Consider the following 12,056-nt stretch of genomic DNA (forward strand, 5'->3'; position numbering starts at 1 on the left):
TTGGCACAGTACGCACGCCGCGGCGTCCACGGGCAGACAGTCGAAGCGATCGCCCGTCGCATCCTCACCGGTGAGATCCCCGCCGGCGCGACACTGAACATCGTCGCGTTGCAGGAGGAGTTCGACGTCAGCCTGACGGCGCTCCGCGAGGCGCTGAAGGTCCTCTCGGCCAAGGGCATCGTCGACGCGCGGCAGAAACGCGGCACCTTCGTCCGCCCCCGCGCCGACTGGAACCTGCTCGACGGCGACGTGATCCGCTGGCAGTTCGCCGAGGGCGCCGACCAGCGGCTGCTCGACCAACTGCACGAGGTACGCGCCATCATCGAACCCGCCGCCGCCCGGCTGGCCGCCAGCCGCGCCACAGACGACGACGTGGCCGCGCTCGACCGGGCGCTCGCCGAGATGGCCGAGGCGGACGGCGACCCGGCCGCCGCCGTCGCCGCCGACCTCGCCTTCCACCGCGCGCTGCTCGCCGCCACGCACAACGAGTTGCTGGAACGGATGGAGGTGGTGATGGAGACCGGGCTCGCCGAGCGGGACCGGCTGGTGCACGGCGGCGCCGCGCACGACGACCCGGTGCCGAGTCACCGCGCGGTGGTCGACGCGCTGCGCGAGCGGGACGAGTCGGCGGCCGAGACCGCGATGCGCGAGTTGCTGGACAAGGCCGTCCGCGACGTCGAGAAGGCACGGGGACGAAGGGGCAGCCAGTGAAGATCACGAGGATCGAGACCTTCCTTGTCGCGCCACGGTGGTTGTTCTGCCGGGTGGAGACCGACGACGGACTCGTCGGGTGGGGTGAACCGGTGGTGGAGGGGCGCGCCGAGGTGGTGCGCAGCGCCGTCGAGGTGCTCTCCGAATACCTGATCGGCGCGGACCCGCTGCGCATCGAGCAGCACTGGCAGGTGCTCACCAAGGGCGGCTTCTACCGGGGCGGCCCGATCCTCGCCAGCGCCGTCGCCGGCCTCGACCAGGCACTCTGGGACATCGCCGGACAGGCGTACGGCGCGCCGGTGCACGCCCTGCTCGGTGGGCCGGTACGCGACAAGGTGCGGATCTACTCGTGGATCGGCGGGGACGAGCCCGACGAGGTGGCCGACGCCGCTGCCGCGCAGGTCGCCGCCGGCCTCACCGGCGTCAAGATGAACGCCTGCGGGCGACTCTCGCCGATCCCCACCTCCGCCGAGGTCGACGCGGTCGTCGGTCGGGTCGCCGCCGCCCGGGAGGTCCTCGGCCCCGACCGGGACATCGCGCTGGACTTCCACGGCCGGGCCGGGCTGGCCGCCGTACGCCGGATCCTGCCCGAGCTGGCACCGCTGCGCCCGTTCTTCGTGGAGGAGCCGGTCCTGCCCGACCAGGCCCACCACCTGCACGACATCGTCGCCAGCACGCCGATCCCGGTGGCCACCGGCGAACGCCTCTACGGCCGCTCCGAGTTCCTCACCCCGTTGCAGGCGGGGGTCGCCGTGGTCCAGCCGGACCTGTCCCACGCCGGTGGGATCTCCGAGGTCCGCCGGATCGCCGCGCTTGCCGAGACGTACGGCGCGCTGCTCGCCCCGCACTGCCCGCTCGGCCCCATCTCCCTGGCGGCCAGCCTCCAGGTGGCCTTCGCGACGCCGAACTTCCTGATCCAGGAGCAGAGCATCGGCATCCACTACAACGTGGGTTCCGAGTTGCTGGACTACCTCGTCGACCGGGAGCCGTTCCGGTTCGTCGACGGTCACATCGTCCGCTTCGACAGGCCCGGGCTGGGCATCACCGTGGACGAGGCGGCGGTCCGCGAGGCCGCGCAGACCCCGCACGCCTGGCGCAACCCGGTGTGGCAGCACGCCGACGGGTCGTTCGCCGAATGGTGACCGGTGCGGAGGCGGTGCCGTTGCGCGTGGCGTACGACGCCGCGCACGGCGGCCGGTGGACGAGCCTGCGCGGCGGCGACCGCCAGTGGCTCTGGCGCGGCCCGCAGCCCGGCCGCAACGAGGTACGCCCCGACGACACGTTCGTCGACGCCGGCGGTCTGGAGGAGTGCCTGCCCACCGTGCGTGGCCTCCCCGACCACGGCGAGGTGTGGTCACGCCCCTGGCGCAGCACCGGCCCCGGCGTCGTCGTCATCAAGCGGCCGACGTTCGTCCTGACCCGCCGGATCAGCGACTCCGACGGCGTGGTGGTCGCCGACTACCGGCTGTCCGCAGACCCGGGGTACCGGTTCGTGTGGGCCGCGCACGCCCTGTTCGGCCTCTCCCCCGCGGCTCGCCTCGTCGCGCCCGCCGGCACCCCGACCCGGCTGCACCCGGAGGCCGCCGCGCTGCTGCCACCGGGCACCTGGCCGGCCGGCGCCCCGTGGCTCACCGGGCCGTGGCCGTCCCCGGCCGGCCTGACCCTGGACACCCTCGGCGCGGACGACGGCACTGCTGTCGGCGCGGTGCTGCTCGACTGCCCCCGCGTCCAGGTGGTCGACGAGGCCGACCGGCTGACCCTGGAGCTGGAGTGCGACGGCCAGCCCCGCGGCACCGCCCTCTGGCGCAACCTGGGCGGCTGGCCGGCCGACGCCCCCTACCGCAGCCTCGGGATCGAGCCGATGCTCGGCGCCGCCTTCGACCTGGCCGACGCCGGCCCCGCCGACGCGGCGATCGTCCCGCCCACCGGTGAGGTCGCCTGGCGACTCGTCATCTCCGCCCACCGCTTCTACTGAGGACACCCGGATGAACCTGCTCGACGAGCTGCGTACCCATCGACTGCTCGCCATCGTGCGCGGCCCGGACCCGGCCGCCGCCCTGACCGCCGTGCTCACCCTCGCCGAGAGCGGCGTGGCGCTTGTCGAGGTCTCCCTGACCAGCACCGACGCGCTCGGCGTCATCCGGCGCGCCCGGACGGCCCTCGGGGCCGACTACGCCTTGGGCGCCGGCACCGTGCTCAGCGCCGAGGACGCCCGGGCGGCGGCCGACGCGGGCGCCGGATTCCTGGTCACCCCGGCGCTCGCGCCGAGCCTCGCCGAGGGCGGCCGTCTCGGGCTGCCGGTGCTCGCCGGCGCACTCACCCCCACCGAGGTGGTGCAGGCGACGAGCGGTGGAGCCGCCGCCGTCAAGCTCTTCCCGGCCTCCCTCGGCGGCCCCGACTACCTCGGCGCGCTGCGCGACCCGTTCCCCGGCACCGCCTTCGTGCCGGTCGGCGGGGTCGACGCGGACGGCGCACGGCGCTACCTGGATCGGGGGGCGGTGGCGGTGGGCGTCGGTTCCCCGCTGCTCGGCGACGCCGTCCGCGGCGGCGACCAGGCGGCGCTGCGCGAGCGCGCCGCGGCCTTCCTCGCGGCGGTACGGCAGTGACCGACCTGCTCACCCTCGGCGAGACGATGGCTGCCTTCCGCACCACCGGGCCGCTGCGGCTGGGCGGCACCGCCGGGATCTCCGTCGCCGGGTCCGAGTCGACTGTGGCCATCGGCCTGGCCCGGCTCGGCCACCGGGCGGCCTGGGTCGGGGTGACAGGCGCGGACGAGCCCGGTGAGCTGGTCCGTCGTACGCTGCGCGCCGAGGGCGTCGACCTGACCTGGGCCCGGGTCGACCCGGCCGCGCCCACCGGGCTGATCCTCTTCGAGGCCCGGGTCGCCGACATCAACCGGGTCACCTACCACCGCGCCGGCTCCGCAGGCTCCCGGCTGCGCCCGTCCGACGTCACCCACGCCTTCGACGCGCTCGACGCGCCACCCCGGCTGCTGCACGTCACGGGCATCACCTGCGCGCTGGGCGCCGAGCCGTACGCGGCGGTGGCGCAGGCCGTGCGGCGTGCCCGGGCGGCCGGCGGCACCGTCTGTCTGGACGTCAACCACCGCAGTCGGCTCTGGTCGGTCACCGAGGCCGCCGCCGCGCTACGACCGTTGCTGCCCTCGATCGACCTGGTCGTCGCCTCCGACGACGAACTCGCCGTGCTCACCGACGCCGCCGACCCGGTGGCGGCGCTGCTCTCGGCAGGTGTCCGCGAGGTCGTCGTGAAGCACGGCGCGGACGGGGCGACCAGCCACAGCGGGACCGGCGAGGTGCACCGGCCGGCCCGGACGGTGCCCGTGGTGGACACCGTCGGCGCCGGTGACGCGTTCGTGGCCGGCCTGCTCTCCGGCTGGTTGGACGGCCTCGACGGCCCGGCGCGACTGGACCGCGCGGTCACCACAGGCGCGTTCGCGGTCGCCACGAGGGGCGACTGGGAGGGCCTGCCCGACCGTGCCGAACTGGGGCTGCTCGACCACGGCCCCGGCGGTACGGTCCGCTGACGATCCCCTTTGGAGGAGCACCATGGAGCTGACCGAGCCGACCGTCTGGAGCACCGACAGGCTTGAGCTGGGCGAGGGGCTGCGCTGGGTCGACGACCGGCTGGTCCTGGTCGACCTGCTCGCCGGGCGCCTGCTGGAGACCGACGGCGACGCCCCCGGCACACTGCGCGAGCTGCGCCGCCTCGACGTCCCGCTCGGTGCCGTCGCCCCGGTGGCCGACCGCCCGGGCGAATGGCTGGCCGCCGCCGGGACCGGCGTCACGGTGCTGCCCGCCGCCGGCGACCCCCGACCGGTCGCCGACCTCGTCGGTGACGCGCCCGAGCCGACCCGGATGAACGACGCGGTCGCCGACAGGCACGGCCGCTTCTGGGCCGGCAGCATGACGTACGCCGCGGTGCCCGGCGGAGGCACGCTGTACCGGCTGACCCCGGGCGCCGAGCCGGTGCCCGCGGTGACCGGGCTGACCATCCCGAACGGGCCGGCGTTCGACGCCCCCGGCACCACCATGTACCTGGCCGACACACCACGCGGCGAGATCGACCGGTTCACCGTCGACCCCGCCACCGGCGCCCTGCACGGGCGGGAACCGTTCGTGCGGCTCTCCCCGGCCGACGGCGGCCCCGACGGGATGACTGTCGACGCGGCGGGTCACCTCTGGGTCGCGCTGTGGGGTGGCTCGGCGGTACGCCGCTACCGGCCCGACGGCACCCTCGACCGGGAGATCCGGCTACCTGCCACCCAGCCGGCCGGCATCTGCCTCGGCGGCCCCGACCTGCGCCGACTCTTCATCGGCACCGCCCGAGTGGGCCTGGACGCCCCGGGCGAGGCGGACGGCGCGCTGCTCGCCGTGGACGTCGAGGTCCCCGGCCGGCCCGCCGCGTACGCCACCGCGCCCGACGCGAGCTGACCGGAGGCATATCGGACGTCGGGGCGGGAATAGTCCGCCCAAGGACGGCAGCCGACCGGCAGGGGGCGGGACGATGAGCACCGTGGGACGGACGTCATGAACGGGCCGGTAGGCGACGAGCCGGTAGGCGAGCTGGAGCTGGTGCACACCTTCACCGGCCCGATGCCGACCGGGGTGAGCGTCTCGCACTCCGGTCGGATCTTCGTCAACTTCCCCAAGTGGGGCGACGAGGTGCCGGCCACGGTCGTCGAGCTGCGCGACGGCCGGGAGGTGCCCTTCCCCGACCAGGCGTGGAACGACCCGTCGGGTGACGACGACGCGGGCGCGTTCGTGTCGGTGCAGAGCATCGTGGTCGACCCGGCGGACCGGCTCTGGGTGCTGGACACCGGCAGCCCGATGTTCCAGCCGACGAAGCCGGGTGGCCCGAAGCTGGTCCGGGTCGACCTGGACACCGACACGGTCGCCCAGGTGATCACCTTCCCGCCGGACGTGGCGCTGCCGACGACGTACCTCAACGACGTCCGCTTCGACCTGCGGCGCGGCGAGTCGGGGGTCGCGTACATCACCGACTCGGCGAACGCCGGGCCGAACGGGATCATCGTGGTGGACCTGGCCAGCGGGGCCTCCTGGCGGCGGCTGCACGACCACCCGTCGACCAAGGCGGAGCCGCTGACGACGTTCCGCCCGGTGGTCGAGGGCCGTCCGTTCCTCGAACGCCCGGCGGACGGGCCGCCAAAGCCGGTCTCCATGGGCTCCGACGGCATCGCCATCTCGGCCGACGGCAGCCGGCTGTACTACTGCCCGCTGGCATCCCGGCACTGGTACAGCGTCTCCGCCGAGGCGCTGGCCGACCCGTCGGCCACCCAGGAGACGGTCACCGCGACGGTGGTCGACGAGGGCGACAAGGGCACCGCCTCGGACGGGTTGGAGAGCGACGACGCGGGGCGGCTCTACCTCACCTCGTACGAGCACAACGCGGTGCTGCGGCGACTGCCGGACGGCGGGTACGAGACCCTGGTGCACGACCCCCGACTGCTCTGGCCGGACACCATGTCGGTGGCGACCGACGGGTACCTCTACGTCACCGCCAACCAGCTGCACCGGCAGGCGCAGTACCAGCGGGGCCAGGACCTGCGGCGCCGCCCGTACGCGCTGTTCCGCACCCGCATCGACGCCGGACCGGTGCTGCTGCGGGGCCGGTAGGCATGGCCGGTCGGGCGGCCGACTGGACAGCCCTGTTCGTCCCGGACACGCCGCTGCTGGAGATCGTGGTCCGGGGCAGCGTCATGTACCTGGCGCTCTTCACGCTGCTGCGGGTCATCCTCAAGCGGGAGAGCGGCACCACAGGCGTCACCGACCTGCTGGTCATCGTGCTGCTCGCGGACGCCGCCCAGAACGGCATGTCCGGCGGCTACAACTCGATCACCGACGGTGTGCTGCTGGTCGGGGTGATCGTCGGTTGGTCGTACCTGCTCAACGCGATCGCCTACCGCTGGCAGGCCGCGGCCCGACTGATCCGGCCCGGGTCGCTGGTGCTGGTGCGGGACGGGCAGATCCTGCGCCACAACATGCGCCGGGAGCTGATCACGAACGAGGAACTGCACGCCCTGCTCCGCAAGCAGGGCATCGCCGACCTCGCGAGGGTCCGCGAGGTGCGGATGGAGTCCGACGGCGCCTTCAGCGTCACCACCCGTACGCCCGGCCGCCTTCGGGACGACCTGGACGACCCGGGCCACCTCGGCTGACGGGCGGCCCGGGTCGATGTCAGTCGACCGGCAGGGCACGGCCCAGCAGGTCGAACAGCGCCGCCCAGTGACGCTCGGTGGCCTGCTCGTCGTACATGGGGGTGTCGGCCATCGTGAAGCCGTGGTGGGCGCCCGCGTACACCTCGGAGCGGTAGCGCACACCCGCGGCGTCGAGCGCCTTCTCCAGCGTGGCGATCTGCTCGGGCGTCGCCGAGGCGTCCGCGTCGGCGTGCCCGAAGTACACCTCGCCGGTGATCGAGCCGACACCCAGGTGTGGGCTGTCCGGCGCGTCGGTGACGAGGTGCCCCCCGTGGAAGCTGGCGACTGCCGCGATGCGGTCCGGGTGCGCCTCGATGGCCCGTAGCGCGTTCGTACCGCCGAGGCAGTAGCCGGTGATGGCGGCCGGGCCCGGTCGGACGTCGTCGCGGGCGGCCAGGAAGTCGAGGTACGCGGCGGTGTCCCGGCTGATCGCCTCGGGGGTCAACGCGCGGGCCATCGGCCCGATCCTCGCGAAGAGCGCGCCGCGCTGGTCCGGGTCACCGAGGCGGGACAGGTCGAACAGGGGTGCCCGGCCGGCCCGGTAGAACAGGTGGGGCGTCAGCACCAGGTAGCCCTGGGCGGCGATCCGCTCCGCCATCTCCACGAGGCGCGGTCGGGGCCCAAAGGCGTCCATGAAGAGCAGCACCCCAGGGAACGGGCCGTCGCCGTCGGGCCGGGTGAGGCACGCGTCCGCCACCCCGTCGCTGGTCGGGATGTCCACAGTCGTCGTCTGCACCGAGCCTCCTCGTACGCCGATCTTGGTCCGTCTGGCACGTTACCCGCCGTGCCGGTGTGCCCGTTCGGCAGCCGTGTGAACAGGGCGTCAAGAATCGGCAGTGGCCCGTCGAAACGGCGTATCGACAGGCGCAGCGCCGCCGCCCGCTGGCGACGATGGGTCCATGAGTCCTTGGCGGATGACGCGCTGGGAACGCGGGAACCTTCCGGCCGGCGCCGATCCGGACGGCGGCCCGGACGAGCCCGTCACCACCCCGGCCGGGCCGGAGCGGCGGCACGAGGCGCTGGTGAGTGTCCGGCTCGGCCCGTCCGCGCCGGGCAGCCACCTGGTGGAGTACCTGCGGCACGAGCCGTGCGCCGTCGCCGCGTGGTGGATCGCCGCCGACGTCGACGCGGTGGTGCGACTCTCCGCCGACAGCATCACCGTGCTGCACCGCGCCGTGGCGGATCTGCGCCGTCGCGCCGGTGTGGAGGTGGTGGTGGCGAATCACATCCTCCGCGCGCTCGATCTGGACACGACGCGCGGCGGCGCACCGGCGTGGGCGGAGCCCGCCGCATGAGCCGCATGAGCCACCTGCCGACGGCCGCCGCACGGGCGGCACGAGTGGAGAGGACCGACCCGACCATGGCCGAGGCCCCGATCATCTACGCCGTTCCGGTGCGCGACATCCCGGGACGGCTGGTGCGGACGCTGCGGACCGGCCGTTCGCCGCAGGGCCAGCGGGTGGGCATCGCCTTCACCCGAGCGGACCTGCTGGTCGCCGCGATGGGCGCGGACCAGCTGTGGGAGGAGCTGTGCGAGTCCGCGTTGCGCGGCATGCTCCGCCCCCTCGGCATCGACGTGATCCAGGTCGACCCGCTGCTGGTGGCACCGCCGCTCGACCCGGCGCCCCGCGTCGCTCAGGCGCGGACGAGGATGGTTACCGAAGCTGCCGCTGCCGACAGAAATTCTTCAATCTCCGCCGACGGGTGTCCACGGGTCACGGCCGGTAGCGGTAGCCCATTCCCGGCTCGGTGATGAGGTGCCGGGGGCGGGCCGGGTCGTCCTCCAGCTTTCGCCGCAGTTGGGCCAGGTACTGCCGCAGGTAGTTGGTCTCGTTCTGGTACTCCGGCCCCCACACGTCCTGCAGGAGCTGGCGCTGGCTGACCAGCTTGCCGGGGTGCCGCAGCAGTTTCTCCAGCACACTCCACTGGGTGGGGGTCAGCTTGACCTCGGCGCCGTCGTCGCGCAGCACCCGGTGGTCGGCCAGGTCGACTGTGTGCCGGCCGATCCGCAGGGCGGGCACGGCCTCGCTTGGCGCGCCGAGCCGCCGGGTGACGGCGCGGATGCGGGCCAGCAGCTCCTCCACCCCGAACGGCTTCGTGACGTAGTCGTCCGCACCGGCGTCGAGCGCGGCCACCTTGTCCTCGCTGCCGGCCCGGCCGGACAGCACGATGATCGGCACGGTCGTCCAGCCGCGCAGGCCCCGGATCACCTCCACGCCGTCGATGTCGGGCAGACCGAGGTCCAGCACCACCAGGTCCGGTGGGTGGCTCGCGGCGGCCTTCAACGCGGCGGCACCTGTCGCGGCGACCTCCACGTCGTACCGGCGGGCACGCAGGTTGATCCGCAGGGCGCGCAGGATCTGCGGTTCGTCGTCGACGACCAGGATGCGCGTCATTCCTGCGGCCCCTCCGAGCTGGTCTGCGCGGCAGCGGGCAGCCGCAGCACCATGGTGAGCCCACCGCCGGGCGTGGTCTCCGGGGTGATGCTGCCACCCATCGCCTCGGCCAGCCCTCGGGACAGGGCGAGCCCGAGACCGACACCTGTCTGGTTGTCGCGGTCGCCGAGGCGCTGGAACGGCAGGAAGACGTGCTCCCACTGGTCCTCCGGGATGCCCGGCCCCCGGTCGATGACGCGCAGCTCCACCTGGCCGGCGTGAGCGCTTGCGGTGATCGTCGGTGGCTGGTCGGGAGGGCTGTAGCGCAGCGCGTTTGCCACGATGTTGACGAGCACCCGTTCCAGCAGGCCCGGGTCGGCGGTGGCGGCCGGCAGGTCGGCCGGGATGTCCGTGGCGACGGTCGCGGCCGCCGGGCCAAGTTCGTCAAGCGCCAGGGGTACGGCGTCCTCCAGGCCGATGGCCGTCGCCGAGATGCCCAGGACGCCCGCCTGGAGCCGGCTCATGTCCAGCAGGTTGCCGACCAGCCGGGCGAGCCGGTCCAGCGACTCCTCGGCGGTCTCCAGCAGCTCCTCACGGTCGGACTCGTCGAACTCGATGTCGTGACTGCGCAGGCTGGTCACCGCCGCCTTGGCCGAGGCGAGCGGCGTACGCAGGTCGTGGCTGACCGCGGCGAGCAGCGCGGTGCGCATCCGGTCCGCCGCCGCGAGGGGTCTCGCGGTGGCGGCCTCCTCGGCGAGGCGTTCCTGGCGCAGCGCGACTGCGGCCTGGGCGGCGAACGCCTCGACGATCCGCCGGTCGGCGGCCTCCAGCCGTCGACCGCTGAGCACGACGGTGATCCGGTCGTCGACGGGTACCGCCGTCTCACCGCCGTCGGGTGTGCAGGCCGGCTGGTCGCCGACGCTTGCCACGACGCACCAGGCGTGCTCCTCGCGGGCCCGCTCTGGGCGACCACCGGCCTCCTCGGCCAGCTCCAGCACACTCACCGCGCGCAGCCCGAACGTCTCCCGGAGCTGGTCCAGCAGGGCCGGTAGCGGACGTTCGCCGCGCAGGACGCCACCGGCGACGGCGGCGAGGGTCTGCGCGTCGGCGGCGGCCCGCGCTGCCTCCCGGGTACGCCGGGCGGCCACGTCGACGATCCAGCTCACCGCGAGGGCCACGCCGACGAAGACGGCCAGGGCGAGCAGGTTGTCGGCCTCGGCGATGGTGAGCGTCCGGTACGGCGGGGTGAAGAACCAGTTGAGCAGCAGGCTTCCGCCGAGCGCGGCGACCAGGGCCGGCCACACCCCGCCGACAAGCGCGACCCCGACGACTCCGGCGAGGAACAGCAGGATGTCGTTGGTGAGCGTCAGGTCGGGCAGGGTCCTGAGCAGCAGGGTGAGCAGCGGCATGCCCAGCACCGCGAGGCCGAAGCCGAGCAGCCGTCGACGTCGGGACAGCGCCGCCGGTACTGCCGCCGCCCGGCGGCCCTTGCCGGCCTGCTTGTGGGTCACCAGGTGCACGTCGATCGAGCCGGACAGCGCGGTGGTGGTCACCCCGACTCCCCTGGCGAAGATCTGCGCGAGGCGGCCCCGCCGGCTGGCGCCGAGCACCAGCTGGGTGGCGTTCACGCCCTGGGCGAAGTCCAGCAGCGCCGCCGGCACGTCGGTGCCGAGCACCTGGTGGTACGTGCCACCCAGGCTCTCCACAAGCACCCGCTGGCGGGCGAGTTGGGCCGGGTCGGCGCCGGCCAGGCCGTCGCTGCGGGCCACGTGCACGGCGAGCAGGTCGGCGCCCTTGCTGCGGGCCGCGACCCGGGCCGCCCGCCTGATCAGCGTCTCACCCTCCGGCCCACCGGTCAGGGCCACGACGACGCGTTCCCGGGCCTCCCAGGTGGCGGCGATGCCCTGCTGGCTGCGGTACCTGTCGAGCTGCTCGTCGACCTTGTCGGCCAGCCAGAGCAGCGCCAGTTCACGCAGCGCGGTGAGGTTGCCGACCCGGAAGTAGTTGCCGAGCGCGGCGTCGATCTTGTCGGGGCGGTAGATGTTGCCGTGCGCCATCCGGCGGCGCAGCGCCTCCGGGGTCATGTCGACGAGTTCCACCTGCTCGGCGGCGCGGACGATCTCGTCCGGCACGGTTTCCCGCTGGGTCGTCCCGGTGATCTGCGCGACGACGTCGTTCACCGACTCCAGGTGCTGCACGTTGACCGTGGACAGGACGTCGATCCCCGCGTCGAGCAGCTCCTGGACGTCCTGCCAGCGCTTGTCGTGCCGGGAACCGGGCACGTTCGTGTGCGCCAACTCGTCGACCACGGCAACCTCCGGCCGGCGGGCCAGCACCGCGTCCAGGTCCATCTCGGTGAACTCGGCGCCGCGGTAGGTCATCGCCCGACGGGGCACCTCCTCCAGGTCGCCGAGCATCGCGGCGGTCTGCTGACGGCCGTGGGTCTCCACGAAACCGATCACCACGTCGGTGCCGCGCGCGGCCCGCCGCTGGGCCTCCTCCAACATGGCGTACGTCTTGCCGACGCCGGGGGCCGCCCCGAGATAGATGCGCAGTTCGCCGCGTGGCACGGGTTCCATCCTCCCTGGTCAGATCGGCGGGGGGGGGGGGGGGGGGGGGGGCCCCCCCCCCCCCCCCCCGGCCGCCGCCGGCCCCCCCCCCCCCGCCCGGGGGGGGGGGGGGGGGGCGGGGGGGGGGGGGGGGGTGGGTGTGGGGGGGGGGGGGGGTTTTGTGGG

General features: G+C 74.1%; 13 protein-coding genes. 10 read left to right on the top strand and 3 right to left on the bottom strand.

Going from position 1 to position 12,056, the window contains the following annotated elements; translation table 11 throughout:
* The 8 genes from ACZ6N8_RS30480 to ACZ6N8_RS30515 all read left to right on the top strand — a co-directional run bounded on the left by ACZ6N8_RS30480 (window position 1) and on the right by ACZ6N8_RS30515 (window position 6,907).
* A complete protein-coding gene (locus ACZ6N8_RS30480) occupies window positions 1-711 on the top strand; it encodes a FadR/GntR family transcriptional regulator (RefSeq protein ID WP_364368696.1) in 711 nt (236 codons plus the stop codon).
* The gene (gene dgoD / locus ACZ6N8_RS30485; RefSeq protein ID WP_466014426.1) at window positions 708-1,853 is read left to right on the top strand and encodes a galactonate dehydratase; all 1,146 of its coding nucleotides are present in this window, start codon (window positions 708-710) and stop codon (window positions 1,851-1,853) included. Before ACZ6N8_RS30480 ends, dgoD begins: the two co-directional genes overlap by 4 nt.
* Complete coding sequence (locus tag ACZ6N8_RS30490; RefSeq protein WP_466014428.1) at window positions 1,847-2,686, top strand: aldose epimerase family protein; 840 nt, start codon at window positions 1,847-1,849, stop codon at window positions 2,684-2,686. The genes dgoD and ACZ6N8_RS30490 overlap by 7 nt, the downstream gene beginning before the upstream one ends.
* A 10-nt stretch (window positions 2,687-2,696) precedes the next feature.
* A complete protein-coding gene (locus tag ACZ6N8_RS30495) occupies window positions 2,697-3,317 on the top strand; it encodes a bifunctional 4-hydroxy-2-oxoglutarate aldolase/2-dehydro-3-deoxy-phosphogluconate aldolase (protein WP_466014430.1) in 621 nt (206 codons plus the stop codon).
* Window positions 3,314-4,255: a sugar kinase gene (locus ACZ6N8_RS30500; protein WP_466014432.1), complete on the top strand. Its 942-nt coding sequence runs from the start codon at window positions 3,314-3,316 to the stop codon at window positions 4,253-4,255. The genes ACZ6N8_RS30495 and ACZ6N8_RS30500 overlap by 4 nt, the downstream gene beginning before the upstream one ends.
* Window positions 4,256-4,277: 22 nt before the next feature.
* Window positions 4,278-5,162 (top strand): SMP-30/gluconolactonase/LRE family protein, encoded by an 885-nt coding sequence (locus ACZ6N8_RS30505; RefSeq protein ID WP_466014434.1) that lies wholly within the window; start codon window positions 4,278-4,280, stop codon window positions 5,160-5,162.
* 96 nt (window positions 5,163-5,258) lie between these two features.
* Window positions 5,259-6,365, top strand: a complete 1,107-nt coding sequence (locus ACZ6N8_RS30510) for an L-dopachrome tautomerase-related protein (protein WP_466014436.1) — start codon at window positions 5,259-5,261, stop codon at window positions 6,363-6,365.
* A gap of 2 nt (window positions 6,366-6,367) precedes the next feature.
* Window positions 6,368-6,907, top strand: coding sequence for a DUF421 domain-containing protein (locus ACZ6N8_RS30515; protein ID WP_466014438.1), 540 nt, complete (start codon window positions 6,368-6,370; stop codon window positions 6,905-6,907).
* A 19-nt stretch (window positions 6,908-6,926) separates the two neighbouring features.
* On the opposite strand, the gene ACZ6N8_RS30520 is transcribed toward ACZ6N8_RS30515, so the two are convergent.
* Window positions 6,927-7,682 carry a dienelactone hydrolase family protein gene (locus ACZ6N8_RS30520; protein WP_466014440.1) on the bottom strand — a complete coding sequence of 252 codons (756 nt, stop codon included), beginning with the start codon at window positions 7,680-7,682 and terminating at the stop codon, window positions 6,927-6,929.
* 163 nt (window positions 7,683-7,845) lie between these two features.
* On the opposite strand from ACZ6N8_RS30520, the gene ACZ6N8_RS30525 reads away from it, so the two are divergent.
* Together ACZ6N8_RS30525 and ACZ6N8_RS30530 are read left to right on the top strand one after the other, a co-directional pair.
* Window positions 7,846-8,241 carry a hypothetical protein gene (locus ACZ6N8_RS30525; protein ID WP_466014442.1) on the top strand — a complete coding sequence of 132 codons (396 nt, stop codon included), beginning with the start codon at window positions 7,846-7,848 and terminating at the stop codon, window positions 8,239-8,241.
* Window positions 8,238-8,699: an SAV_915 family protein gene (locus ACZ6N8_RS30530; RefSeq protein ID WP_466014444.1), complete on the top strand. Its 462-nt coding sequence runs from the start codon at window positions 8,238-8,240 to the stop codon at window positions 8,697-8,699. The genes ACZ6N8_RS30525 and ACZ6N8_RS30530 overlap by 4 nt, the downstream gene beginning before the upstream one ends.
* Here the strand turns inward: ACZ6N8_RS30530 and ACZ6N8_RS30535 are convergent.
* Together ACZ6N8_RS30535 and ACZ6N8_RS30540 are read right to left on the bottom strand one after the other, a co-directional pair.
* On the bottom strand, window positions 8,662-9,342 hold the full coding sequence (locus tag ACZ6N8_RS30535) for a response regulator (RefSeq protein ID WP_354816600.1): 681 nt from the start codon (window positions 9,340-9,342) through the stop codon (window positions 8,662-8,664). The two genes, ACZ6N8_RS30530 and ACZ6N8_RS30535, sit on opposite strands and share 38 nt — an antisense overlap.
* A complete protein-coding gene (locus tag ACZ6N8_RS30540) occupies window positions 9,339-11,891 on the bottom strand; it encodes a sensor histidine kinase (RefSeq protein WP_466014446.1) in 2,553 nt (850 codons plus the stop codon). Before ACZ6N8_RS30540 ends, ACZ6N8_RS30535 begins: the two co-directional genes overlap by 4 nt.
* Window positions 11,892-12,056 lie beyond the last annotated feature (165 nt).

The sequence above is a fragment of the Micromonospora sp. NPDC047521 genome (assembly GCF_055587305.1).